The following is a 24,822-nucleotide window of genomic DNA, read 5'->3' as shown; positions in this document are numbered from 1 at the left end:
CTCATCGGGTTTTTATTTCCGTAACGGATTGCCGTACTGATTAACAAACTGACGGTAGGCGGCGATCACCAGCAGAAAATCTTCAATGCCACAGAATGAGAGGCTCTCTTCGTCGTAGTAGTTCATGCCCTCCTCCATGCCGTCATCTTCCAGAGCCAGCAGGTTGGCGCGAATCATTACCTCTTCCTCATCCAGCAGGATGGTGTACTCGCTACCGACGCGCTGCCACTGACGCACGCTGCCTTTGACGTCTTCGATTGCGGCTTCAACTTCATCCAGCAATCCTGGATCGTTTTTCACCTCTTCGTTGAACCAGTGACCGACCGCTTCATGATCCATCGACATACGAACTTTAATCTGTCCGGTCACATCGCGTAAAAATTCATATTCCATCGCCCGTTCCTCTTAACGTCATCGCGTCACTAAATGAGTGTCAGCGCTGCCTGCGCGGCAAAGTGTGACACGTCGCGCATTATTACAGGCTGTCTGGCGAAATCCAGCTTTTGATCGTCTCTCTGGCCAATGCCGGGACGAAAAAAAGGGGCGAATCATCGCCCCTTTCTGTTACTGCCAGGTGAAGAATCAGACCGCAGTCTGGAAAATCACGCCGTCAGCTTTGTCAGTGTACTGCGCCAGCTGGTCAAAGTTGAGATAGCGATAAGTGTCGCTGGCTGTTTTATCAACCTGCTCCATGAATTGCTGATACTCATCCGGCGTTGGCAGTTTGCCAAGCAGAGACGCGACCGCAGCCAGCTCCGCAGATGCCAGGTAGACGTTAGCGCCATTACCCAGACGGTTCGGGAAGTTACGGGTTGAGGTGGAAACCACCGTCGCACCGTCTGCAACACGTGCCTGGTTACCCATGCAGAGTGAACAGCCCGGGATCTCGATACGCGCACCGCTTTTGCCGAATACGCTGTAGTAGCCCTCTTCGGTTAGCTGTGCTGCATCCATCTTGGTTGGCGGCGCCACCCACAGACGGGTTGGCAGCTGACCTTTGTGGCTATCCAGCAGTTTACCAGCAGCACGGAAGTGACCAATGTTAGTCATGCATGAGCCGATGAACACTTCGTCGATCTTCTCGCCCTGAACGTCAGAGAGCAGACGTGCATCGTCCGGATCGTTTGGTGCGCAGAGGATCGGCTCTTTGATGTCAGCCAGATCGATTTCGATCACCGCAGCATATTCAGCATCGGCGTCCGCTTCCAGCAACTGAGGATCGGCCAGCCATTTCTGCATGCTTTCAACACGACGCTCCAGTGTACGACGATCGCCGTAGCCTTCTGCGATCATCCACTTCAGCAGTACAATGTTGGAGTTCAGGTATTCAATAATCGGTGCTTTATCCAGCTTGATGGTACAGCCCGCAGCGGAACGCTCTGCTGACGCATCAGACAGCTCAAACGCCTGCTCGACCTTCAGATCCGGCAGACCTTCAATCTCCAGGATACGGCCAGAGAAGATGTTTTTCTTACCTTTCTTCTCAACGGTCAGCAGACCCTGTTTGATCGCATACAGCGGGATGGCGTGAACCAGATCGCGCAGCGTAATGCCTGGCTCCATTTTACCTTTGAAGCGCACCAGCACCGATTCCGGCATGTCGAGCGGCATAACGCCGGTCGCGGCGGCAAACGCCACCAGGCCTGAACCCGCCGGGAAAGAGATGCCGATAGGGAAACGGGTATGGGAGTCACCACCGGTGCCCACGGTATCCGGCAGCAGCATACGGTTCAGCCAGCTGTGGATAATGCCGTCACCCGGACGCAGTGATACACCACCACGGTTCATGATGAAGTCTGGCAGCGTGTGGTGCGTGCTCACATCCACCGGCTTAGGATACGCGGCAGTGTGACAGAAGGACTGCATCACCAGATCGGTCGAGAAGCCCAGGCAAGCCAGATCTTTCAGCTCGTCACGGGTCATGGGACCGGTGGTATCCTGCGAGCCAACCGAGGTCATCTTCGGTTCGCAATAGGCGCCTGGACGAACACCGGCTACGCCACAGGCGCGGCCCACCATTTTCTGCGCCAGTGAGAAGCCACGGGTGCTCTCCGCAACATCTTTCGCCTGACGGAATACGGTGCTGTGCGGCAGACCCAGTGACTCACGCGCTTTGGTGGTCAGTCCACGACCGATGATCAGCGGAATACGGCCACCGGCACGCACTTCGTCAATCACCACTTCGGTTTTGAGTTCGAAGCTGGCCAGCAGTTCGTTGGTTTCGTGATTGCGGACTTCACCTTTAAACGGATAGATGTCGATGACATCACCCATGTTCAGGTTGTTGACGTCTACTTCAATCGGCAGTGCGCCTGCATCTTCCATGGTGTTGAAGAAGATTGGCGCAATTTTACTGCCCAGCACAACGCCGCCGCCTTTTTTATTTGGCACGTTCGGGATGTCGTCGCCCATAAACCACAGCACCGAGTTGGTGGCAGATTTACGCGAGGAACCGGTTCCGACCACATCGCCGACATAGGCCAGCGGGAAGCCTTTGGTCTTAAGCGCTTCGATCTGTTTGATCGGACCGATGTTGCCTGCCTCATCCGGCTCAATGCCTTCACGGGCATTTTTCAGCATCGCCAGGGCGTGCAGTGGAATGTCCGGACGTGACCAGGCATCCTGGGCTGGAGAGAGATCGTCGGTGTTGGTTTCGCCAGTGACTTTGAACACCGTAACGGTGATTTTCTCAGCCAGTTCAGGACGTGACAGATACCATTCCGCATCGGCCCACGATTGCATCACCTGCTTCGCGTATTCATTACCCGCTTTCGCTTTCTCTTCAACATCATAGAAGTTGTCGAACATCAGCAGGGTGTGTGAAAGGGCTTTCGCCGCGATTGGGGCAAGCTTGCTATCGTCCAGCGCTTCAATCAGCGGGTGAATATTGTAACCACCCTGCATGGTGCCGAGCAGTTCAACCGCTTTTTCAGGAGATATCAGAGGAGAGGTTGCTTCGCCTTTAGCGACAGCCGCCAGGAAACCGGCTTTGACATACGCCGCTTCATCGACGCCAGGTGGGACTCGGTTGACCAATAAATCGGTCAAAAATTCTTCTTCACCCGCAGGTGGATTTTTCAGCAGTTCAACCAGCGCGGCCATCTGGGAAGCCTCTAAAGGCTTAGGTACAATTCCCTGGGCAGCACGCTCGGCAACGTGCTTACGGTATTCTTCTAGCACGACGTTATCCTCGCTCTCATTATGTAGGGCTTTCCGACCACCTTGCTCACTTATGGAGAACAAACTTCCCTTTCTCGTCCAGGTTGAGGTGCCCGGTTTCGCGGAGGGCAGAATAGCAGGATTTCGTCTGTTTGTTAATCTGTTTACAAAAATACAACATAATCCACTACGCCCATTCTGCCCGCTTATCTCCCCGCATCAGGCTCCTGAGTGAGCCGATTTGGTCTCACAGCAGCTTACCGTATTCCAGTGAAATGGCGACACGATAAGGTCAGCTTTGCAGCGGTTTAAGCGAAATGATTCAGTGAAATAGATAACCGACAGGAATAGAACGCGGTGTGAATCGGGTTTAAAACAGCGGTGAGTTTGACAAAATCTCAACACCAGAGCGAAGTGTGAGGTTCTTTTGGCGTCAGAGGATTACAGCGTAGTTTTCATTTCCTGCAGTGATAGTGGCTGGTCCCGCCGCCAGAACGCGCCCTCTTCCCTTTCCGTCATGGCAAGAGGGCTCAATTCTCTTTTAATACCTGCACTGCCTGCCTGGGCAATCCATTTTTAACAAATGGACGCCATGACCGCTTTTGTTCTGCGTTAATTTTGCAGGTTAGCTGGCCAATTGGCAGGCAGCTGGTCAGGCGGACAATCAATCACGCTTTCATTATTTTCGCCCACTTCGCGGATAACGGTCAGCGTCGCGAATTCATCGATAATCTCAGTTGGATAAGCCGGACCCGTTTCGCGGAATTTTGCCATCTCTTCCAGATGATCGTTCTGGAAGCAGACGGTTTTTTCCGGGTTGTTCATTACCCAGCGAGGGAAGAAGATGGTGCCATGGAAGATTTTATCGGCCAGATTAACGGCCAGGCTGACATCGGTGCCGGTAGGTTCGGTCCAGGAGACTTTATAGACATCCTGCGCCAGACGAACGACATAGACATGCTGATTTTTAACCCAGCGATTTCCCACCATGCCGCTGTGAATACGGTAGTCGATGGTGCTGGCATTTTTGATGTAGAGCTCGTAGTTCCAGCCATTGTCATAGGTATAAACCAGATGTTTACCGACGATGCCAGACAGGTCATGTTTATCAAAAGTACTCATGATTAACTCCTCATTTGTTTCCGTTGAGAGGATTATTGCGCGTTACAAAAGCGATGAATAACGCTATTTTTAGCGCTAAATAATTCATTTTTTAGATGAGTCAACATGTACAGGACAACGCTGGAACAGTGGTATCTGCTCGATGCAGTAGTCAATGAAGGGAGTTTTGCGCTGGCAGCGGAGAAGAACCATCGCAGCCAGTCTTCATTGAGCTACCAGCTGGGCCTGCTTCAGCAGCGGCTGGGGCTGACGCTGTTACAGCAGGAGGGCCGCCGTGCGATGCTGAGTGCAGAGGGACATCAGTTGCTCGCGCAGGTGCGTCCTTTGCTGGCGGGATTCAGTGCGCTTGAGGCGCAGGCTAATGCACTACAACGCGGCGAGCGGTCACGCATCGATCTGATGGTCGATGCGACGCTGCCCAAACCTTTGCTGTTTGATGTGCTCCAGACCTTTCAGCAGCGCTATCCCCATGTGCGTATCTGGTTCAGCGAAATCGTCCGAAGTGAAACGCCTGACAGACTGGCGGAAAATCAGGCCGATCTCTGGCTGGTGGCGCAGCAGGGCGATACGCAATTTGCAGGCGAAAGCCTGATGAGTGTCGATTTCGTCGCCGTTGCCCATCGCGACCACCCATTACACCGCGAACCCGCCCCGCTTAATGCGGCCACGCTGGCTCGCTGGCCCTGCATTACCATACTGGATCGTCAGCAACAGCAGCAGTCAGAGGTGAATGGCGAACAAGCGGAAAACTGGTCATTTACAACACTGTCGGCCGCGATTGAGGCGGTCCAGCACCAGTTAGGTTATGGCTGGCTGCCGGAACAGAATATCGCCGCGCTTCTAGAGAGCGGTGAGCTTCGTCCCCTGCCGCTACTGCAGGGCCGCCGACGCAGCAGTTCACTGGTGATGCATATAAACGAAGAGAGACTGCCGGCCAATAGCGCCATTGCGGCACTGGCGCAGATGTTTATTGAACGGGTGGCGCAGGAGAAGCGCATAGCTGAGCGCCAAAGAGGCTGAGATTGTTTCCGTTGACGCGGGGAACACGCAAAAAACACGCATTCCAAAGATTAAGCTGCGGTTTATCCCCCTCAAGCGTGGAACACCAGATTGGCGATCATTGGCAGGCCCCTGATTGTGGTTATATAAGGCTGTGGTGAAGGCCGGAACGCTGCTCAAGTAATCGCAATCATTATGTATAGATTATAGTAATCTATATCTTAATATACCAAACGTTCTCATACGATCAGATTGCTGGCCCAAAGCGGTAATCTTTGGTCTATCCGGCACTAAAGCTATCTACACAGTCAATCACCGTCGATACAAAGCGCCTAAAGAACGAGAGCCGATCCCCTTTAACGAAAACCAAATTACTGATGCTGAGATAGCTAATCGAGGTATGACATTCACCTATGAGCTTTTCAACATCTATCACATGATAGAATCAGGGGTTATCAGCAAAGAGGCTGCTCGTGAAGCCTTCAAGCAAGAATGCCTCATGGACTTCAGACACAGCCTTCACCGGCTCGACTTCAATCACTGCTATGATCGAGCGGTGGTTTACTCCCTTATAATCCCTGCCGACAGCAACTTTACTGTCTCAAGGTTTGATAAAATCGCAATACAGCACAGTGAGAATCATTGGCACTTACTCAATATTGAAAGCATTGAGATAGACCGTGTTCCTTACGATGAGGTAAGCAATGGCACAGTCGGCATCAAGGTTGATAGGATAGTGCCGGAAGCAAGGGACTACTATGTAGTCAAAGTAAGCGAGGATAAGGACCTTCAGGATGCGTAGCTACAGTGAGATCGCAAAGCGTATAGCCAAAATCATTATATCGCCTGAGTCAGCGATAGGATTAATGCATGGAGTCCTGTCTGTGCCTACAGACATTGGCTATCTTGCCTATGGATTTCTTGATACAGACAGCCGCTATCAACGTGAAACAGAGAAAATAAGGATGGTTAGTGCCATCAGGCATGGCATTCTTGAAAATCACAACTTCATGAAGACAATCGAGACTGTGCTCAATATCTTCAACAAGAATGTGCCTGAATTCAAGCAGAACGCTATCTATAGCAAAACGATGGCTTCAGTTGCTGGCCGGACGCTTACGAACTCACTAATAGCCGGAAGATTAGCAACTACCATTGCGCAGCGTAGCTCCTTCCTTGTTGCGGTCAGAGGTGGCCTGATTGGTAATGCTTTACTGATCGGTGGCATGACAGAGAGATGTGTCTACACCTCTGAAAAGCTTCAAAAGAACAACCCAGAAGTCTACAACGCGCTACGCGTGCGGAACTATGATTTACTTTACTTCTTAGTTGAGCCAGCTCTGAACCCCTTCTTAGAAGCTCTGAATGTAAAGCGAACTCAGGGACAACCGGCTTTTGAGAAGATCATTGAGATGGTAGACCAGGAGGTAAACGCTAATGCGAGATAATGGGCCGGCTAAGTTGAGCTTAGGTAAACGCATCATGTATAGCCTTATAGAGGCGTCAGGTGCGATCATAGGCGGGTTCTTGCTCTTACTATGCTGCTACTGGTTCTTTCACTATGAAACGTGGCATGAGAGGCTTATAGCGATTGGCTTATCTATAGGGGTTGTCTATCTGATAGGTAAGGTCTTACCTGAACGGCCAAATCAGTAAGCCCCTCATGGGGCTATACTAAGTTTTATCAGCTCAGGCCTCATCTGAAAGTTACCCGTTATTTATACAGGTATCTATCAGAGTATATTTGGATTGAATTCTTCTCAGCCCAGAGGCGTTTTCCATCAAGTAATATTTCCATAAGCGTCCGGCCAGGGCACATTTTCCCCTGATGAGTTCGCTAATTATTAAGTGAGCCAGCCAGTCATTAAGATCAGATTTTAATGTGTCGGGTTCACCATACAGCTTTTTGTGGAACGTCACCTGATATAATTCCTGCAATATCGTGATGTGGAACCGCATCGCAGTTGCCGTTCGTCTATGGTGACATCGCTTTGGTCTTCGTATGGTCTATATCATTTATTGCCAGACAAAGTTGATAATCATGCTGCTCCACTTTGCCACAGTACTCTATGCCTCCTTCGGTCAGTATTCTTAGAATTGGCAGGCCCTGAGACGCATAAATTGACAGTACACGTTCATTCAGCAGATCTGCCGCTGCAATAAAACGTGTCACGTGGGATAACCATGATTTACAGGCGGTTTATCCCCTGCTAACGCGTGGAGCACTCTAAATTTATTTGCCTGATTACTAAATACTTATTCGCACTCAAAAATTCCACCAAATTTAACGCTCTGATTTTACCCAACATCACACCTAATCCCACCACCAGAATCCAGGCCAAAAAAAAGCCCCCATTACGGGAGCTTTCTCAATAGCTGCGGCAGAAACTTATTTCTTCTTCGCTTTCGCGTTAGGCAGATCGGTGATGCTACCTTCGAAGATCTCTGCAGCCAGACCCACTGACTCATGCAGGGTCGGGTGAGCATGGATGGTCAGCGCGATATCTTCCGCATCACAACCCATCTCAATCGCCAGACCGATTTCGCCTAACAGCTCACCGCCGTTAGTGCCGACAATCGCGCCACCAATAATACGGTGCGTCTCTTTGTCGAAAATCAGTTTGGTCATACCGTCTGCACAATCAGAAGCGATAGCACGGCCTGAAGCAGCCCACGGGAAGGTGGAGGTCTCGTAGCTGATGCCTTTCTCTTTCGCTTCTTTCTCGGTCAGACCGACCCAGGCAACTTCTGGCTCAGTATAGGCAATTGAAGGGATCACTTTCGGATCGAAGTAGTGCTTCAGACCGGAGATCACTTCGGCGGCAACGTGGCCTTCATGCACACCTTTATGCGCCAGCATTGGCTGACCGACGATGTCGCCGATAGCATAGATGTGTGGCACGTTGGTACGCATCTGCTTGTCGACGCGGATGAAACCGCGATCGTCCACTTCCACGCCCGCTTTACCAGCATCCAGACCTTTACCGTTCGGCACACGACCGATAGCTACCAGCACCGCGTCATAACGCTGCGCTTCACCTGGTGCTTTTTTGCCTTCCATTGAAACGTAAATGCCATCGTCTTTCGCTTCAACGGCGGTCACTTTGGTTTCCAGCATCAGGTTAAATTTCTTGCTGATTTTCCTGGTAAAGACTTTCACCACGTCTTTATCCGCAGCCGGGATAACCTGGTCGAACATCTCAACCACATCGATCTCTGAACCCAGCGCATGATAAACCGTCGCCATTTCCAGACCGATGATGCCGCCGCCCATAACCAGCAGACGCTTCGGCACTTCTTTCAGTTCCAGCGCATCGGTAGAGTCCCAGACGCGTGGATCTTCATGTGGAATGAATGGCAGTTCGATTGGGCGTGAACCCGCAGCGATGATGGCATTATCGAAGTTGATGGTGGTCGCGCCGCCTTCTCCTTCAACCACCAGGGTGTTAGCACCGGTGAATTTGCCCAGGCCATTAACCACGGTGACTTTACGACCTTTTGCCATACCTGACAGGCCGCCAGTCAACTGGTTGATAACCTTCTCTTTCCAGCTGCGAATCTTGTTGATATCAGTAGATGGCTGGCCAAACACAATGCCATGCTCTTCAAGGGCTTTCGCCTCTTCAATCACTTTAGCAACGTGCAGCAGCGCTTTAGATGGGATACAACCGACGTTCAGACAAACACCACCGAGGGTGCTGTAACGCTCTACCAGTACGGTTTCCAGACCTAAATCCGCACAACGGAAGGCTGCAGAGTAACCTGCAGGACCTGCCCCAAGTACCACGACCTGGGTTTTCATCTCTGTACTCATCATGACCTCTTAATTGATATCCGGCGGGTCAGACGTTCTTATAATGCCCTTGTTCCACCGGGACTTTCACCGCAAGAGTTTACAGAATTGTTAACAAACTGCCAACAGCGGCGCGACGAATCGTTAAAGGAAGGCCGGCATTCGCCGGCCTTCTTAACATTTACATAACTAAACGACGAATATCAGACAGCATATTGCCGATAATGGTGATGAATCGCGCACCATCAGCACCGTCGATCACGCGGTGGTCGAAGGAGAGAGAAATCGGCATCATCAGACGCGGAGTAAACTCTTTACCGTTCCACACCGGTTCCATCGCCGATTTAGAGACACCAAGGATAGCCACTTCCGGCGCGTTAACGATCGGCGCGAAGTGGGTAGTGCCCAGGCCGCCCAGGCTGGAGATGGTGAAGCATCCGCCCTGCATGTCGCCCGCTGTCAGCTTACCGTCACGCGCTTTCTTCGAAATCGCCATCAGTTCACGGGACAGCTCGGTGATGCCTTTCTTATTCACGTCTTTAAAGACCGGAACAACCAGGCCATTTGGCGTATCAACCGCCACACCGATATTGATATATTTCTTCAGCGTCAGTTTCTGCGCATCTTCAGACAGCGAACTGTTGAAGCGTGGCATCTGCTCAAGCGCCGCAGCGACCGCTTTCATGATGAACACCACTGGGGTGTATTTCACATCCAGCTTACGCTTCTCTGCTTCAGCATTCTGCTGCTTACGGAAAGCTTCCAGGTCGGTGATATCAGTTTTGTCGAAATGCGTAACGTGCGGGATCATCACCCAGTTACGGCTCAGGTTCGCGCCAGAAATTTTCTGGATACGGCCCAGTTCGACTTCTTCGATTTCGCCAAACTTACTGAAATCAACTTTCGGCCATGGCAGCATGCCAGGCAGACCGCCGCCGCTGGCCGCAGCAGGTGCTGCTTCAGCGCGTTTCACGGCCTCTTTCACGTAAGTCTGCACGTCTTCTTTCAGAATGCGACCTTTACGGCCGGTGCCTTTGACTTTCGCCAGGTTAACACCGAACTCGCGCGCCAGGCGACGAATCACCGGGGTAGCGTGAACGTAAGCGTCGTTCTCTGCGAACTCACCTTTGCTTTCTGCTTTAGCGGCGGCAGGTGTTGCTGCGGCTTTCGCTTCAGATTTGGCAGCAGGCGCCGGTGCGGCTTCCTGTTTCGCAGCCGCAGGGGCAGCCGGAGCAGCACCTTCGACTTCGAACACCATGATCAGTGAGCCGGTGCTGACTTTATCGCCCGTCGCGACTTTCAGCTCTTTGACGATACCCGCAAACGGTGCCGGCACTTCCATAGAGGCTTTGTCGCCTTCAACCACGATCAGTGACTGCTCAGCTTCCACCTTGTCGCCAACCTTAACGAGGATCTCGGTGACTTCAACTTCGTCTCCCCCGATATCCGGAACGTTAACGTCTTTTGCGCCCGCAGCCGCGGCAGGTGCCGATGCCGCTTCTTCTTTCACTTCTGGCTTCGCATCAGAGGCCGGTGCTGCACCTTCTGCTTCAAAGACCATGATGGCTGAACCGGTGCTGACTTTGTCGCCGGTCGCAATGGTGATCTTTTTGACCACACCCGCGAACGGAGCCGGGACTTCCATTGACGCTTTGTCACCTTCGACGACAATCAGTGACTGCTCGGCTTCGACTTTGTCGCCAACCTTAACCAGAATCTCAGTGACTTCGACTTCGTCACCGCCGATATCCGGCACAGCCACTTCTTTGCTGGCAGTGGCCGCAGCAGCGGCTGGCGCAGGCGCCGCATCCGCTTTCTTCTCTTCGGCGGCGGCAGGGGCTGCTTCCGCAGCGCCTTCAGCATCAAACATCATGATCAGCGAACCGGTCTCAACTTTGTCACCGGTAGAGATTTTAATCTCTTTGACTACGCCAGCCTGTGGCGACGGCACTTCCATTGAGGCTTTGTCGCCTTCCACGGTGATCAGCGACTGCTCGGCTTCCACCTTGTCGCCAACTTTCACCAGAATCTCGGTGACTTCAACTTCGTCAGACCCGATATCCGGTACCTTAATTTCGATAGCCATTACTCTATTACCTCTTAAGCCAGACGCGGGTTAACTTTATCGGCATCGATATTGAATTTGGTGATAGCGTCAGCCACCACTTTCTTCTCGATCTCGCCGCGTTTAGCCAGCTCACCCAGCGCGGCAACCACCACATAAGATGCATCAACTTCAAAGTGATGACGCAGATTCTCACGGCTGTCAGAGCGACCAAAGCCATCGGTACCCAGTACGCGATAATCGCTGGCTGGGACATAGCTACGAACCTGCTCAGCGAACAGTTTCATGTAGTCGGTTGAAGCAACAGCAGGTGCGTCATTCATCACCTGAGCGATGTAAGGTACGCGCGCTTCTTCAGTCGGATGCAGCATGTTCCAGCGCTCACAATCCTGGCCGTCACGTGCCAGTTCGGTGAACGAGGTGACGCTGTAGACATTAGAGCCGATACCGTAATCTTTCGCCAGAATCTGGGCGGCTTCACGAACGTGACGCAGGATAGAACCTGAGCCCAGCAGCTGTACTTTACCTTTGCTGCCCTCTACCGTTTCCAGCTTGTAGATACCCTTACGGATACCCTCTTCCGCGCCCTTCGGCATGGCTGGCATATGGTAGTTTTCGTTCAGCGTGGTGATGTAGTAGTACACGTTCTCCTGCGCTTCGCCATACATACGCACCAGACCGTCATGCATGATGACAGCCACTTCATAAGCGTATGAAGGATCGTAAGAGATACAATTCGGGATAGTCAGAGACTGAATGTGGCTGTGACCATCTTCATGCTGCAGACCTTCGCCGTTCAGGGTAGTACGACCCGAGGTGCCGCCGACCAGGAAGCCGCGCGCCTGTTGGTCGCCCGCCAGCCACATCAGATCGCCGATACGCTGGAAGCCGAACATCGAGTAATAGATGTAGAACGGGATCATCGGCAGGTTGTTGGTGCTGTAAGAGGTCGCCGCAGCCAGCCAGGAAGAACCTGCGCCCAGCTCGTTGATCCCTTCCTGCAGAATCTGGCCTTTCTCGTCTTCTTTATAGTATGCAACCTGCTCGCGGTCCTGCGGGGTGTACTGCTGACCGTTCGGGCTGTAGATACCGATCTGACGGAACAGACCTTCCATACCAAAGGTACGCGCTTCATCGGCGAGGATTGGAACCAGACGATCTTTGATCGACTTGTTCTTCAGCATCACATTCAGGGCACGCACAAAGGCGATGGTGGTCGAGATCTCTTTGTTCTGCTCTTCCAGCAGCGCACTGAACTCTTCGAGTGCTGGCATTTCCAGCTTTTCAGTGAACTTCGGCTGACGCGTTGGCAGGTAGCCGCCTAACTTCTCGCGCTGACCATGCAGATAAGCATGCTCTTCTGAGCCTTTTTCGAAGGTCACGTACGGCAGTGATTCGATTTTGTCATCAGCAACCGGCACGTTGAAGCGATCACGGATATAGCGCACGCCATCCATGTTCATCTTCTTCACCTGGTGAGCAATATTTTTGCCTTCCGCGGTGTCGCCCATACCATAACCTTTGATGGTATGCGCCAGGATCAATACTGGCTTGCCTTTGGTGTCCTGCGCTTTTTTCAGTGCCGCGTAGATTTTCTTCGGATCGTGGCCGCCACGGTTCAATGCCCAGATTTCATCATCGGACATATCTTTAACCAGCGCGGCGGTTTCCGGATATTTGCCAAAGAAGTGCTCACGCACATAGGCACCATCGCGGGATTTAAAGGTCTGGTAGTCACCGTCGACCGTTTCGTTCATCAGCTGAATCAGCTTGCCACTGGTATCTTTGCGCAGCAGCTCATCCCAGCGACCGCCCCAGATGACCTTGATCACTTCCCAGCCAGCACCGGCAAAGATGCCTTCCAGCTCGTTGATGATTTTGCCATTACCGGTTACCGGGCCATCCAGACGCTGCAGGTTGCAGTTGATGATGAAGACCAGGTTATCCAGTTTTTCACGGGTGGCGATGGTGATCGCACCTTTAGATTCTGGCTCATCCATCTCGCCGTCACCCAGGAAGGCGTAAACGGTCTGCGCAGAGGTATCTTTCAGGCCACGGTGTTCCAGATATTTCAGGAACTTCGCCTGATAAATCGCTGACAATGGACCCAGGCCCATTGATACGGTCGGGAACTGCCAGAATTCCGGCATCAATTTCGGATGCGGATAAGAAGAGAGGCCTTTACCGTCAACTTCCTGACGGAAATTGTTCATCTGCTCTTCGGTCAGGCGGCCTTCAAGGAACGCACGCGCATAGATACCCGGAGAGATGTGGCCCTGGAAATAGACCAGATCGCCGCCATCCTTCTCACTGCGCGCGCGGAAGAAGTGGTTAAAGCACACTTCATAAATCGTCGCAGAAGACTGGAAGGAGGACATGTGGCCACCCAGTTCCAGATCTTTCTTCGATGCGCGCAGCACCGACATGATGGCGTTCCAGCGGATTGCGGAACGGATACGACGTTCAAGAGAGGTGTTGCCCGGATAATCGGGTTCATCTTCAACGGCAATAGAGTTGATGTAGTTGCTGATTGCAGAAGATCCTGCAGCCACGTTTACGCCGCCTTTGCGGGCTGCACCCAGTACCTGATCAATCAGATACTGTGCACGTTCAACACCTTCTTCACGGATGACCGATTCGATCGCCTGTAGCCAGTCACGAGTTTCAATCGGATCCACGTCATTGTGTAAACGTTCTGACATGGGTGTGTTCCTTATCTGTGTCTAATACGTTGAATAATCGGGAGCCTGTTAAAGCAGATGCAGGCAGGCTCGTCTGATATCAGTACGATCTTTGTCGCACGTCATTCCTTACGTTGCTGTAAACGACGCAGGGAGCGTTCTCGACGGCTCTGCTCCCGACTTCTGTCCAGCAAGATTTCCTCTATGAACGCCAGGTGACGGTGTGAAGCCTCGCGCGCTTTTTCTGGCTCACGGGCCACAATCGCCTCAAAGATTCTGGCGCGGTGACCGCTCACTTTTGCCAGCATTTCCCGGCGCGAGTAGAGCAATTCGAAATTCTGACGAACGTTTTGTTCCAGCATAGGGCCCATTGAGCGTAGCAAATGTAAAAGCACGACATTATGGGCTGCTTCTGTGACAGCGATCTGATACTGCATCACTGCGTCCGCTTCGGCGTCTAAATCGCCGCTGTCCTGCGCCTGCTGGATATTCAGATGGCAGTCGCGAATGCGCCGCAGGTCTTCCTCTGTGCCGCGCAGTGCCGCGTAATAGGCGGCAATGCCCTCTAAGGCATGGCGCGTTTCCAGCAGATCAAACTGGGATTCCGGATGGCCGGCGAGCAGCTCAACGAGTGGATCGCTTAAGCTTTGCCAGAGATTCTCCTGCACGAACGTTCCGCCACCCTGTCGGCGCAGCAATAATCCTTTCGCTTCTAAGCGCTGGATCGCTTCGCGGAGAGACGGACGTGAGACATCGAATTGTTTGGCGAGTTCGCGCTCAGGCAACAGCTTCTCTCCCGGACGCAACGTGCCTTCCATAATCAGGGATTCGAGCTGTTGCTCGATAGCATCGGAGAGCTTAGGTTGGCGAATCTTACTGTAAGCCATCATCCCTTCTTATTAAGCCAGGCGTCCGGAGTAAATTGGTAATACCAATTGCAATGAGGTGCCGGTAAAGTAACAAAGTATTCACCTTGTGTCTATATGGTGTCTGCGACATTCACCTCGCCTTAAAGCCTGTCCTGGCGCTAACTCGCGGTTAAAAAAATGAAAAAATCCGCTACGGCAAATGTTAAACAATTGCACTTTTACCAAACCTTACACCTGCTTAGCGCCTGATGAGTGCGGCAGCCATAAGTGAAAGCTATTCGTCATTACCCGAATTTCATGGCAGAAGTTTCGACAGGCAGACGTGACCAGGACGGCGTTTTTTCAGTCAAGTCTCAGCACGAAAGGCGAAAGCAGGTGCAAAGCGAATCGCTTATCACTATTCTTGTCGCCAGGGTAGCAAATGGCCGCATTCAGCACGCCAGATACCGTAAAATAATCAATACGTTATTGTAACTCCTTCATTACAGCGGATTGCGCTGCGAACGAAGAATAAAAACATCACGAGGTTTGTATGGAACAGCAGCAAGGCGAAGCGCTGAAACGTGGTCTTAAGAACCGCCATATTCAGCTCATCGCGCTGGGTGGTGCAGTGGGAACCGGCCTGTTTCTGGGCAGTGCATCGGTCATTGAATCCGCCGGACCGGCCGTTATTCTGGGCTATGCGATTGCCGGTTTTATTGCCTTTTTAATCATGCGCCAGTTAGGTGAGATGGTCGTGGAAGAGCCGGTTGCTGGCAGCTTCAGCCACTTTGCCTATAAATACTGGGGCAACTTTGCGGGTTTTGCTTCGGGCTGGAACTACTGGGTGCTCTATGTGCTGGTTGCCATGGCAGAACTCACAGCCGTCGGCAAATATGTCCAGTTCTGGTGGCCTGACTTTCCGACCTGGGCGTCGGCTGCCCTCTTCTTCGTGATGATCAATGCTATCAACCTGACCAACGTGAAAGTGTTTGGTGAGATGGAGTTCTGGTTCGCCATCATTAAAGTGGTTGCGGTCATTGGCATGATCCTGTTCGGCGGCTGGCTGCTGTTCAGTGGTCATGCCGGTCCGCAGGCGACAGTACGCAACCTGTGGGAACAGGGCGGCTTCTTCCCGCATGGCATTGCCGGCCTGGTCACCGTCATGGCGATTATCATGTTCTCATTCGGGGGTCTGGAGCTGGTGGGTATCACCGCAGCTGAAGCGGATAACCCGGAAGTGAGCATTCCAAAAGCGACCAACCAGGTGCTGTGGCGTATCCTGATTTTCTACATTGGTTCGCTGGCGGTCCTGCTGTCACTGATGCCGTGGACCCGCGTCACCTCAGAAGTCAGCCCGTTCGTCTTTATCTTCCACGAACTGGGCGATGCCATGGTGGCGAATGCGCTTAACGTGGTGATCCTGACGGCTGCCCTGTCGGTCTATAACAGCTGCGTTTACTGTAACAGCCGCATGCTGTTTGGTCTGGCACAGCAGGGCAATGCGCCGAAAGCACTGCTGAAAGTCGATCGCCGCGGTGTACCGGTGTTAACGATTCTGGTCTCTGCTGTGGCTACTGCGCTGTGTGTGCTGATCAACTACCTGATGCCGGGCGAAGCGTTTGGCCTGCTGATGTCGCTGGTGGTCTCTGCACTGGTCATCAACTGGGCGATGATCAGCCTGGCGCACCTCAAGTTCCGTCGTAAGAAAGATCAGCAGGGCGTCACAACCCGCTTTAAAGCGCTGCTCTATCCGGCAGGTAACTGGATTTGCCTGATCTTCCTGGCAGGGATTCTGGTACTGATGGCGACCACGCCGGGCATGGCGATCTCCGTCTGGCTGATCCCGGTCTGGCTGGTCATTCTGGGTATTGGTTACTTTATTAAAAACCAGACGCAGAAAGCCTGATGCTCTACTACGTGCTGCGACCTCTCAGGGAGGTTGCAGCACGTACCTCTGATGCCCGATCCAGCTCACACTTCTCTTCCCGCACCTGTTTTGTCCATCTTCATGACGAATTTCTCCCGTTCATCTCACTGATTTCCTGACAATACTTCCTGTTCACACTGGATGCGCAGGAATAAACCATGAAAGGTACAGCTCTCCCGTTTCGGGAAAAACTGGGATATGGCATGGGTGATGCCGGATGCAACATGATTGGCGGTGCCATCATGCTGTTCCTGAACTACTTCTATACCGATGTTTTCGGCCTTGCTCCGGCGCTGGTGGGAACCCTGCTGCTTTCGGTCAGGGTGCTGGATGCGGTTACCGATCCGATTATGGGCGCCATCGCCGATCGCACCCAGAGTCGCTGGGGCCGTTTTCGTCCCTGGCTGCTGTGGGTTTCCGTTCCCTATGTGGTCTTCAGCGTTCTGATGTTCACCACACCAGACTGGACCTATCACAACAAGGTCATCTGGGCGTTCGTCACCTACTTCCTGATGTCACTGACGTATACCGCGATTAATATTCCTTACTGCTCGCTGGGTGGCGTGATTACCAACGATCCTGGTGAACGCGTCTCCTGCCAGTCCTACCGTTTTGTCATGGTCGGTATCGCCACGCTGATACTTTCTCTGTCGCTGCTGCCGATGGCGGAGTGGTTTGGTGGGGAAGATAAAGCGCGCGGCTACCAGATGGCGATGGCGGTGCTGGCCACGATTGGTCTGGCGATGTTTCTGTTCTGCTTTGCCACGGTTCGTGAACGTATCCGCCCTGCTGTACCGAGCAATGATGACCTGAAAAAAGATCTGCGTGACGTCTGGAAGAATGACCAGTGGGTGCGCATTCTGCTGCTGACCTTCTGTAACGTCTGTCCTGGCTTCATCCGCATGGCAGCCACCATGTATTACGTCACCTGGGTCATGGGTCAGTCCACGCACTTCGCCACGCTGTTTATCAGCCTGGGCGTGATTGGCATGATGTTCGGCAGCACGCTGGCGAAACTGCTCACCGATCGCTGGTGCAAACTCAAAGTCTTCTTCTGGACCAATATCGCATTGGCGCTCTTCTCCTGCGGCTTTTACTGGATCGATCCTCACGCCACGGTGATGGTCGTAGTGGCTTACTTTGTGCTGAATATCCTGCATCAGATCCCTTCTCCGCTGCACTGGTCGCTGATGGCGGATGTGGATGACTACGGCGAGTGGAAAACCGGCAAGCGCATCACCGGCATCAGCTTCTCCGGCAACCTGTTCTTCCTCAAGGTGGGACTGGCAGTGGCCGGTGCAATGGTCGGCTTTCTGCTGTCGATCTATGGCTACAATGCGGGTGCTAAACAGCAGTCTCCCGAGGCGATTAACGGCATCATGCTGCTCTTCACCATCATTCCGGGCGTCGGCTATCTGATTACCGCCGGCGTGGTGCGGCTGATGAAGGTCGACCGCAAAATGATGATTACCATCCAGCAGGATCTCGCGCTGCGCCGCGAAAACTTCCACGAGTTACACGCTGTTCGCCTGCGCGACGGTGCTGCTACGCCAACCGGAGATGTTAAATGACTGCAATCCTGCCGAATCCTTTTATTGAGCAGCGCGCCGACCCCTTTATCCTTCGCCATGAACAGCACTACTACTTTGTGGCATCAGTACCGGAGTATGACCGGCTGGAGATCCGACGCGCCACAACGCTGGCTGGCCTGCGCAGCGCCGAGCCGGTCGTGGTCTGGCGCAAGCCTGATAGCGGCCCCTGTAGCGAGTTAATCTGGGCACCCGAATTGCACTACATTGACGGCCAGTGGGTTATCTATTTCGCAGCAGCGCCGACGCGGGAGATCAAAGAGGGACTGTTTCAGCACCGGATGTATGCGCTGGTGTGTGAGGCGGCAGATCCATTGCAGGGCGAATGGCAGCCCTGCCGCCGGGTTTTCAGCCAGCTCGACAGCTTCTCTCTGGATGCCACGCACTTCGTACATCAGGGCAAAAACTGGTATCTCTGGGCGCAAAAAGATCCCGTGATTCCCGGCAACTCTAATCTCTACCTGGCTGAGCTGCTGAATCCCTGGACGCTGAAAGGTACACCGGTGATGCTGAGTCGGCCAGAATATGAGTGGGAGTGCGCAGGGTTTAGCGTGAACGAAGGTCCGGCGGTGATTCGTCACAGCGATCGGCTGTTCGTGACCTACTCCGCCAGCGCTACCGATGAAAATTACTGTCTGGGGATACTGTCGATTGCCGCTGATGCCGATCCGCTTGATGTCACCGCCTGGCAAAAATCGGCACGCCCGGTCTTTGTATCCAGCTGGGACAACCATCAGTATGGGCCAGGCCACAACAGTTTTACCCAGGATGAGGCGGGACGCGACGTGCTGGTTTATCACGCGCGTAACTACACTGAAATTGAGGGCGATCCGTTGTGGGATCCGAACCGCCACACCCGACTGAAATATTTCAGCTGGCGGGAAGATGGCACGCCCGATTTTGGCGTGCCACCTGCCGATTACACCAGCGTGCCGTAAATCGTCAGCAACGCAACGGCAACCACCAGCACCAGTGAAGTGCGTTTCGCTAACGCCACGGCAACCCGTGGCGTTTCTACTTTATCGGTGTGCGGATCGCGTGACAGGGAGAACTGCGCCAGCGTCGTCAGCACCTGATACTGAGAACGGTGACGATCAGTCAGCGAAGCAAACCACGCAGGCAGCGCTTTTTCGCCGTGGCCCAGCAGCGCGTAAGCCACCCCCGCCAGCCGCACCGGGATCCAGTCGAGAAGATGCAGTATCGCATCCACGCCAGACTGCGAACGCGCCATCGGTGTACCATGTTTTGCCAGCCAGCCTTGCCAGGCTCGCAGAAACGCATAACCCACCAGCAGCACCGGACCCCACGGCCCTCCCACCACCAGCCAGAACATCGGCGCAAGGTAGAAGCGGAAGTTTATCCAGATCAGTGCATTCTGCAGTTCACGCAGGAACTCGCGTTCGCTGCATTCTACCGGCACGCCATGAATCAGCGTCAACTCAGCCGCCATCGCCTGATGCGCCGCGTCGTCGTCATGACTGGCTGCTTTCAGATAGCTATGGTAGTGCTGACGCACCGAACCGGCACCGATGCAGAGCAAGCCGGCGACGATCCAGAACAGTAATTGCAGTATACCAAACAGCAGCCCTTTCAGCGCCCAGATGACCAGCGCAGTCAGCGCCATCGCCAGCACAGTCATTAGCAGAGTACGCATCATGGAGAAATGTCGGCGATGCCGAAAAATCGGCTCCAGCCGGTGTTCGAGCTGCCAGTGCTCGCCCAGTTTAAACAGGCGCTCCCAGCCTAAAACCAACAACAAGGTAAACAACGTCATACTGACTCCGCAAAAATCAGGATTTTTGCTGCGTTAACAGCTGTTTGTAGTAGTCCCAGTCAAAAGCAGGTCCGGGATCGGTCTTTCGTACCGGCGCGATGTCACTGTGCCCCGTGATACGTGAAGGCGTTAACGGGTAATGCTGCAGCAGCAACAGGGTTACCTGCTGCAGGGCCCGATATTGCGCTTCGCTATAGGGCTCACTGTCTGTTCCTTCCAGCTCAATCCCTATAGAAAAGTCGTTGCAGTTTTCACGTCCTTCAAACTGCGAAATGCCTGCATGCCAGGCACGTTTATGAAAAGGGACATACTGCACGATCTCCCCGTCACGACGAATCAGGCAGTGTGCCGCGACTTTCAGCGCGGCGATATCCGCAAAATAGGGATGAGCATCCGGCGGAAGTGTGCCGGTGAACAGCTTGTCGATCCACGGCCCGCCAAATTCACCGGGTGGCAGGCTGATATTGTGAATCACCAGCAGTGAAGGCGCTTCATTGTCTGGCCGTTCATTGCAATGCGTTGACGGCACGTGACGCGCTCCGGTCAGCCAGCCCTGTTCGATTTTCATACCCATTTTCCTTGTTTCAGCTGGCTGAGAATAGCATGAATAATAAAGGATTCTTGCCTCTTAGTGTGCCGGTTGGGTCACATGACAACGCTGCGTGTTAAGGATACTAAACAAAATACGATTCGTTGCTGGAACCTGATGGCGGTTCAGGCTATTGTGTCACCCTCTGTCATTTCTCGTTCTGGAGTAAAACACCTATGTCATCTCGTGGTTATGATCCTGACAGCCGCCGTCAGGCACTCATCAAACGCATTGAAAGTGACATCCCGGATGCGGTTGCACTGGCGTTAAAAGAGGATCTTGGTGGAGAGATCGACGCTGACCGGGATATTACTGCCCAGTTGTTACCTGCCGATATCCAGGCTCATGCGCAGGTCATTACCCGTGAAGCGGGTGTTTTCTGTGGTAAACGCTGGGTGGAAGAAGTCTTCATTCAACTCGGCTCGCACGCGACACTGAGCTGGCATGTCGAAGATGGTGATCAGATCGAGGCAGACCAGCTGCTGTTTGAAATCGAGGGTCCTGCCCGACTGCTGCTGACTGCGGAGCGTACCGCGCTTAATTTTGTGCAAACACTCTCGGGCGTTGCCACCGAAGTCAGCCGCTATGTCGCACTGCTGGCGGGAAGCCAGACACAGCTGCTGGACACGCGTAAAACCCTGCCCGGATTGCGGACCGCGCTTAAATATGCCGTGCTCTGTGGCGGTGGCAGCAATCATCGCCTGGGTCTCTCAGATGCCTACCTGATTAAAGAGAACCATATTATTGCCAGCGGCTCGATTGCGCAGGCAGTGGAAAGAGCGCAATGGCTGCAACCCGATGTGCCGGTTGAAGTTGAAGTGGAATCACTGGAGGAGTTGCGTCAGGCGCTGGAAGCCGAAGCCGATATTGTGATGCTGGATAACTTCACCCTGGAAGCGATGCGTGAAGCTGTCGAACTCAACCAGGGAAGGACGCTGCTGGAAGTCTCCGGTAACGTTACCGAAACAACCCTGCCACAGATCGCTCTGACCGGCGTGGACTATGTCTCTGTTGGCGCACTGACCAAGCATGTGCGGGCGCTGGATCTCTCGATGCGTTTCAAACAAAAGTAGCCTGCGCTACCGTAACCCGGCCCGGCGATTTTGCGACCCCGCTTCCGGCGCAGTTTCGACTGCGCTGCAATCCTGAAATCTGTTCACACCACACTTTCCAGTTTTCCCCTCTCTGACTGTCTTTTACTGCTACTGATTTTTAACCTGTCGCCTTCTTAATCAGGAGACGATGTGATGAATCATCAACGTGGATTTACGCTGGTTGAATTGATGATTGTGGTCGGTATTGTGGCGATCTTAAGTGCCATCGGCTTGCCCGCTTATCAAAATTATCTGCAGCGCGCTGCCCTCACCGACATGTTGCAAACAATGGTGCCGTTTAAAACTGCGGTAGAGCTCTGCGCCATGGAGCGTGGTGGCCCAACCCAGTGTCATGCAGGAGAAGCGGGCATTCCGGCAGCCAGAGGATCGCGCTACGTCTCGGCACTGAGCGTGACCAACGGTGTGATTGCATTGACTGGCCAGGAAAGTCTCAATGGCCTGAGCGTTGAAATGCTGCCGGTCTGGGACAGCACGGATGGCGGCATCAGATGGCAACGCAGTTGCACCAGTAGCAACAATAGCCTGCGCGACAATTGTCAGGATCAGTTCCGCTTTGCGGATAAAGGGGCCAGCGATGAACAAGCCTGATGAAGCGATCGCGGCTTTATGTCAGCGCTATCGCGCCCTGGTGTTACACCATGATGCCAGTCAGCTGCGTGTGGCCGTCGCAGAAAGCGTGCCGCCCGGACTGTCTGAAGCGCTTCATTTTGCCAGCCAGTGTAAGATTGAGATCGAATGCTGGCCGCAGGCCCGGCTCGATCAGCTTCGGCATGCCGACACACCGCTGGTGGCGCGTGAAGAGGCGCCTGCAGAATCAGCGATTGAGGCAACACAGCTGATCCTGCGTCAGGCACTCGAACGCCGCGCCTCCGATGTGCATATCGAACCCTGCCGCGAAGGTTTACGCGTGCGACTGCGCATTGATGGCGTACTGCATCCGCTCTCTTCATTACCTGCCACTCAACCTGCGGCGCTGCTGGCACGACTGAAGATTCTCGGCGGGCTGGATATCGCCGAACGACGGTTACCACAGGATGGTCAGTTCAGCATGGAGATCGCCGGTAAACCCGCCTCGTTTCGTCTGGCCACGTTGCCCATCTACGGCGGGGAGAAAGCCGTAGTCAGACTATTGCAGAGTGAAAGCGCGGCGCTGTCACTGGATAAGCTCGGTTTACCCACTGCGCAGCTACGTCTGTTCTGCGCTGCGCTGGCCCAGCCGCAGGGATTGATTCTGGTGACGGGCCCCACCGGCAGCGGCAAGACATTCACGCTCTACAGCGGACTTAGCGCGCTGAATAAACCTGAAAAAAATCTCTGCAGCGTTGAGGATCCGATTGAGATCCCACTGCCGGGCATCAATCAGACGCAGATCCATGCTAAAAACGGGCTCGATTTTAACCGCGTGCTGCGGGCGCTGCTGAGACAGGATCCCGACGTCATCATGGTGGGCGAAATTCGCGATGCCGAAACGGCAGAGATTGCGGTTAAAGCAGCACAAACCGGACATCTGGTCCTTTCCACGCTGCACACTAACTCCACCGCCGAGACGCTGACCCGGCTTCGACAGATGGGAATTCCCGGTTATCTGCTTGGGTCAGCACTGAAATTGATCGTTGCTCAGCGTCTGGTCAGACGCCTCTGCCCTCACTGCCGTCAGCCTGCTCAGGCAGTGGCACACTATCCTCCGGAACTCTGGCCTGGCACCCTGCAAACCTGGCGTGCCCCAGGCTGCGACCACTGCTTTTCCGGCTATTTTGGCCGGCTGGCGCTGTTTGAACTACTGCCCATTAATGCCAGACTGCAAAATGCGATCGCCGCCGAGATGCCGCTGGAGAATCTGCTGAATCTGGCGAAACAGCAGGGATTGCGCACCCTGCTGGTTTCCGGTTTAGAGGCGGTAAGTCGGGGCGATACCTCCCTGGAGGAGATGCAACGGGTGATTGGGCTGGACGATGGCTAATGCCTCTTTATTCAGCTGGCAGGCGGTCGACAGTCAGGGTCAGTTACTCAGCGGTCAGCTACTGGCTATCGACAGTGACAATCTGCTGCTGATGCTGGCGCAGCGTGATCTTTTGCCGGTGAGCTGGAAGCGTGAAAAAGTCTGGCGTCCGAGGGACTGGAAGTGGCAGCACAAAACCGATCTCATTCGCCAGCTGGCCACCTTGCTCAAAGCGGGCCTGCCGCTGGCAGAGAGTCTGGTTTTGCTGGCGGAGGGGCAGCCGCATGCTGGCTGGCGGGCCCTGATGCTAGCTCTGCATCATCGGGTACTCAGCGGTGCGCCTTTTTCACAGGCTTTGCGTGAATGGCCGCAGATCTTTCCGGCACTCTATCCGTCCCTGATGGAGGTAGGTGAGCTCACCGGTCAGCTGGATGTCTGTTGCAGCGAACTGGCTCAGCAGCAGATCCGCCAGCAGCAGTTATGGCATCAGGTGGGTAAAGCGCTGCGCTATCCTCTTTTTATTCTGCTGGTGGCGATGGCTGTCACCTGCGGCATGCTGCTGTTCGTGCTGCCGGAGTTCGTTGCGGTTTATGACGCCTTTGATGCGCCCCTGCCCGCCTTTACCGCAGCGGTAATGCAGTTATCTGCCGCGCTTCAGGAATGGGGAGGCGTGCTGGCCCTGGGTATTTCGCTGATGCTGACTGGATGGCATCAGCTGCGACGACGCTCTGAGGGCTGGCAACGCCGTGAGCAGGCATTTTTCCTGCGCATCCCGCTGCTTTCCGGATTGTGGCGCGGCACACAACTGACGCAGATCTATACCATTCTGCATCTCACACAGAGCGCCGGGTTAACGCTGTTACAGGGGCTATCCGCCGTTAAGGTAACATTCTCCTCATTGCTCTGGCGGGACGCGATAGCCGGACTGCAGCAACATATTGCTGAGGGAAGTCCTCTGCATCAGGCGCTGATGCAGCATCCGTTGTTCACGCCATTATGTGGTCAGCTGATTCGCGTCGGTGAGGAGGCGGGCGCCCTGGATTTGATGCTGGCACGTCTGGCTGAATGGCATGAGGCCGAAACGCGAGAGCGCGCTGACACACTGGCGGCTTCGCTGGAACCGATGATGATGATGGTGATTGGCGGCATTGTTGGCACACTGGTGATTGCCATGTATCTGCCGGTCTTCGGGCTGGGTGATGCGATGCATTAGGGGCGC

The 24,822-nt window shown here is 53.8% G+C and carries 19 protein-coding genes and 1 pseudogene; 10 read left to right on the top strand and 10 right to left on the bottom strand.

Annotated features, from left to right (window positions below):
* Positions 1 to 12: 12 nt before the first annotated feature.
* From yacL to H7K52_RS09230, 3 genes are all read right to left on the bottom strand, one after another.
* Positions 13 to 393: a protein YacL gene (gene yacL / locus H7K52_RS09240; RefSeq protein WP_105099561.1), complete on the bottom strand. Its 381-nt coding sequence runs from the start codon at positions 391 to 393 to the stop codon at positions 13 to 15.
* Between the two features lie 189 nt (positions 394 to 582).
* Entirely contained in the window at positions 583 to 3,180 is a 2,598-nt protein-coding gene (acnB, locus tag H7K52_RS09235; RefSeq protein ID WP_008925596.1) for a bifunctional aconitate hydratase 2/2-methylisocitrate dehydratase, read from the bottom strand.
* Between the two features lie 591 nt (positions 3,181 to 3,771).
* Positions 3,772 to 4,281: a phenolic acid decarboxylase gene (locus tag H7K52_RS09230; RefSeq protein WP_003854706.1), complete on the bottom strand. Its 510-nt coding sequence runs from the start codon at positions 4,279 to 4,281 to the stop codon at positions 3,772 to 3,774.
* A gap of 105 nt (positions 4,282 to 4,386) precedes the next feature.
* On the opposite strand from H7K52_RS09230, the gene H7K52_RS09225 reads away from it, so the two are divergent.
* The 3 genes from H7K52_RS09225 (at position 4,387) to H7K52_RS09215 (ending at position 6,728) form a co-directional block, all read left to right on the top strand.
* A complete protein-coding gene (locus H7K52_RS09225) occupies positions 4,387 to 5,301 on the top strand; it encodes a LysR family transcriptional regulator (protein WP_182629961.1) in 915 nt (304 codons plus the stop codon).
* A gap of 379 nt (positions 5,302 to 5,680) precedes the next feature.
* A complete protein-coding gene (locus H7K52_RS09220; protein ID WP_008925594.1) occupies positions 5,681 to 6,082 on the top strand; it encodes a hypothetical protein in 402 nt (133 codons plus the stop codon).
* Positions 6,075 to 6,728, top strand: a complete 654-nt coding sequence (locus tag H7K52_RS09215; RefSeq protein WP_008925593.1) for a hypothetical protein — start codon at positions 6,075 to 6,077, stop codon at positions 6,726 to 6,728. Before H7K52_RS09220 ends, H7K52_RS09215 begins: the two co-directional genes overlap by 8 nt.
* 266 nt (positions 6,729 to 6,994) lie before the next feature.
* Here the strand turns inward: H7K52_RS09215 and H7K52_RS09210 are convergent.
* The 5 genes and pseudogenes from H7K52_RS09210 to pdhR form a co-directional block, all read right to left on the bottom strand.
* Positions 6,995 to 7,441 (bottom strand): annotated as a pseudogene (locus H7K52_RS09210) (transposase family protein); the annotation flags it as partial.
* A 228-nt stretch (positions 7,442 to 7,669) separates the two neighbouring features.
* Positions 7,670 to 9,094 (bottom strand): dihydrolipoyl dehydrogenase, encoded by a 1,425-nt coding sequence (gene lpdA / locus H7K52_RS09205; protein WP_033763238.1) that lies wholly within the window; start codon positions 9,092 to 9,094, stop codon positions 7,670 to 7,672.
* Positions 9,095 to 9,254: 160 nt separating this feature from the next.
* A complete protein-coding gene (aceF, locus tag H7K52_RS09200; RefSeq protein WP_182629960.1) occupies positions 9,255 to 11,159 on the bottom strand; it encodes a pyruvate dehydrogenase complex dihydrolipoyllysine-residue acetyltransferase in 1,905 nt (634 codons plus the stop codon).
* 14 nt (positions 11,160 to 11,173) lie between these two features.
* Complete coding sequence (gene aceE / locus H7K52_RS09195; protein ID WP_182629959.1) at positions 11,174 to 13,840, bottom strand: pyruvate dehydrogenase (acetyl-transferring), homodimeric type; 2,667 nt, start codon at positions 13,838 to 13,840, stop codon at positions 11,174 to 11,176.
* 101 nt (positions 13,841 to 13,941) lie between these two features.
* The gene (gene pdhR / locus H7K52_RS09190) at positions 13,942 to 14,706 is read right to left on the bottom strand and encodes a pyruvate dehydrogenase complex transcriptional repressor PdhR (protein ID WP_008925589.1); all 765 of its coding nucleotides are present in this window, start codon (positions 14,704 to 14,706) and stop codon (positions 13,942 to 13,944) included.
* A 514-nt stretch (positions 14,707 to 15,220) separates the two neighbouring features.
* Between pdhR and aroP the strand changes: the two genes are divergently transcribed.
* From aroP to H7K52_RS09175, 3 genes are all read left to right on the top strand, one after another.
* Positions 15,221 to 16,576: an aromatic amino acid transporter AroP gene (gene aroP / locus H7K52_RS09185; protein WP_182629958.1), complete on the top strand. Its 1,356-nt coding sequence runs from the start codon at positions 15,221 to 15,223 to the stop codon at positions 16,574 to 16,576.
* Positions 16,577 to 16,755: 179 nt separating this feature from the next.
* Positions 16,756 to 18,168 (top strand): glycoside-pentoside-hexuronide (GPH):cation symporter, encoded by a 1,413-nt coding sequence (locus tag H7K52_RS09180; protein WP_003854714.1) that lies wholly within the window; start codon positions 16,756 to 16,758, stop codon positions 18,166 to 18,168.
* Entirely contained in the window at positions 18,165 to 19,124 is a 960-nt protein-coding gene (locus H7K52_RS09175; RefSeq protein WP_003854715.1) for a glycoside hydrolase family 43 protein, read from the top strand. The genes H7K52_RS09180 and H7K52_RS09175 overlap by 4 nt, the downstream gene beginning before the upstream one ends.
* On the opposite strand, the gene ampE is transcribed toward H7K52_RS09175, so the two are convergent.
* Together ampE and ampD are read right to left on the bottom strand one after the other, a co-directional pair.
* Entirely contained in the window at positions 19,106 to 19,960 is an 855-nt protein-coding gene (ampE, locus tag H7K52_RS09170; protein WP_003854716.1) for a beta-lactamase regulator AmpE, read from the bottom strand. The genes H7K52_RS09175 and ampE overlap by 19 nt on opposite strands.
* A gap of 16 nt (positions 19,961 to 19,976) precedes the next feature.
* On the bottom strand, positions 19,977 to 20,528 hold the full coding sequence (gene ampD / locus H7K52_RS09165) for a 1,6-anhydro-N-acetylmuramyl-L-alanine amidase AmpD (protein ID WP_008925586.1): 552 nt from the start codon (positions 20,526 to 20,528) through the stop codon (positions 19,977 to 19,979).
* Between the two features lie 197 nt (positions 20,529 to 20,725).
* Between ampD and nadC the strand changes: the two genes are divergently transcribed.
* The 4 genes from nadC to hofC all read left to right on the top strand — a co-directional run bounded on the left by nadC (position 20,726) and on the right by hofC (position 24,816).
* On the top strand, positions 20,726 to 21,622 hold the full coding sequence (nadC, locus tag H7K52_RS09160) for a carboxylating nicotinate-nucleotide diphosphorylase (protein WP_003854718.1): 897 nt from the start codon (positions 20,726 to 20,728) through the stop codon (positions 21,620 to 21,622).
* Positions 21,623 to 21,796: 174 nt separating this feature from the next.
* Positions 21,797 to 22,252 (top strand): prepilin peptidase-dependent pilin, encoded by a 456-nt coding sequence (gene ppdD / locus H7K52_RS09155; RefSeq protein WP_003854719.1) that lies wholly within the window; start codon positions 21,797 to 21,799, stop codon positions 22,250 to 22,252.
* Complete coding sequence (gene gspE, locus H7K52_RS09150) at positions 22,239 to 23,624, top strand: type II secretion system protein GspE (protein WP_110411651.1); 1,386 nt, start codon at positions 22,239 to 22,241, stop codon at positions 23,622 to 23,624. Before ppdD ends, gspE begins: the two co-directional genes overlap by 14 nt.
* Positions 23,617 to 24,816 (top strand): protein transport protein HofC, encoded by a 1,200-nt coding sequence (gene hofC, locus H7K52_RS09145; protein ID WP_182629957.1) that lies wholly within the window; start codon positions 23,617 to 23,619, stop codon positions 24,814 to 24,816. Before gspE ends, hofC begins: the two co-directional genes overlap by 8 nt.
* Positions 24,817 to 24,822: the final 6 nt, after the last annotated feature.

Source organism: Pantoea hericii (assembly GCF_014155795.1).
GTDB lineage: Bacteria > Pseudomonadota > Gammaproteobacteria > Enterobacterales > Enterobacteriaceae > Pantoea > Pantoea eucalypti.
The sequence above is the reverse complement of the archived record's forward strand: the minus strand, read 5'-3'. Positions and strand labels throughout refer to the sequence as shown.

What these genes read in the sequence shown, in the direction of transcription:
- yacL (WP_105099561.1), bottom strand. Translation starts at nt 393, where the DNA reads ATGGAATATGAATTTTTACGCGATGTGACCGGACAGATTAAAGTTCGT.
- H7K52_RS09230 (WP_003854706.1), bottom strand. Translation starts at nt 4,281, where the DNA reads ATGAGTACTTTTGATAAACATGACCTGTCTGGCATCGTCGGTAAACAT.
- H7K52_RS09225 (WP_182629961.1), top strand. Translation starts at nt 4,387, where the DNA reads ATGTACAGGACAACGCTGGAACAGTGGTATCTGCTCGATGCAGTAGTC.
- H7K52_RS09220 (WP_008925594.1), top strand. Translation starts at nt 5,681, where the DNA reads ATGACATTCACCTATGAGCTTTTCAACATCTATCACATGATAGAATCA.
- H7K52_RS09215 (WP_008925593.1), top strand. Translation starts at nt 6,075, where the DNA reads ATGCGTAGCTACAGTGAGATCGCAAAGCGTATAGCCAAAATCATTATA.
- lpdA (WP_033763238.1), bottom strand. Translation starts at nt 9,094, where the DNA reads ATGAGTACAGAGATGAAAACCCAGGTCGTGGTACTTGGGGCAGGTCCT.
- aceF (WP_182629960.1), bottom strand. Translation starts at nt 11,159, where the DNA reads ATGGCTATCGAAATTAAGGTACCGGATATCGGGTCTGACGAAGTTGAA.
- aceE (WP_182629959.1), bottom strand. Translation starts at nt 13,840, where the DNA reads ATGTCAGAACGTTTACACAATGACGTGGATCCGATTGAAACTCGTGAC.
- pdhR (WP_008925589.1), bottom strand. Translation starts at nt 14,706, where the DNA reads ATGGCTTACAGTAAGATTCGCCAACCTAAGCTCTCCGATGCTATCGAG.
- aroP (WP_182629958.1), top strand. Translation starts at nt 15,221, where the DNA reads ATGGAACAGCAGCAAGGCGAAGCGCTGAAACGTGGTCTTAAGAACCGC.
- H7K52_RS09180 (WP_003854714.1), top strand. Translation starts at nt 16,756, where the DNA reads ATGAAAGGTACAGCTCTCCCGTTTCGGGAAAAACTGGGATATGGCATG.
- H7K52_RS09175 (WP_003854715.1), top strand. Translation starts at nt 18,165, where the DNA reads ATGACTGCAATCCTGCCGAATCCTTTTATTGAGCAGCGCGCCGACCCC.
- ampE (WP_003854716.1), bottom strand. Translation starts at nt 19,960, where the DNA reads ATGACGTTGTTTACCTTGTTGTTGGTTTTAGGCTGGGAGCGCCTGTTT.
- ampD (WP_008925586.1), bottom strand. Translation starts at nt 20,528, where the DNA reads ATGAAAATCGAACAGGGCTGGCTGACCGGAGCGCGTCACGTGCCGTCA.
- nadC (WP_003854718.1), top strand. Translation starts at nt 20,726, where the DNA reads ATGTCATCTCGTGGTTATGATCCTGACAGCCGCCGTCAGGCACTCATC.
- ppdD (WP_003854719.1), top strand. Translation starts at nt 21,797, where the DNA reads ATGAATCATCAACGTGGATTTACGCTGGTTGAATTGATGATTGTGGTC.
- gspE (WP_110411651.1), top strand. Translation starts at nt 22,239, where the DNA reads ATGAACAAGCCTGATGAAGCGATCGCGGCTTTATGTCAGCGCTATCGC.
- hofC (WP_182629957.1), top strand. Translation starts at nt 23,617, where the DNA reads ATGGCTAATGCCTCTTTATTCAGCTGGCAGGCGGTCGACAGTCAGGGT.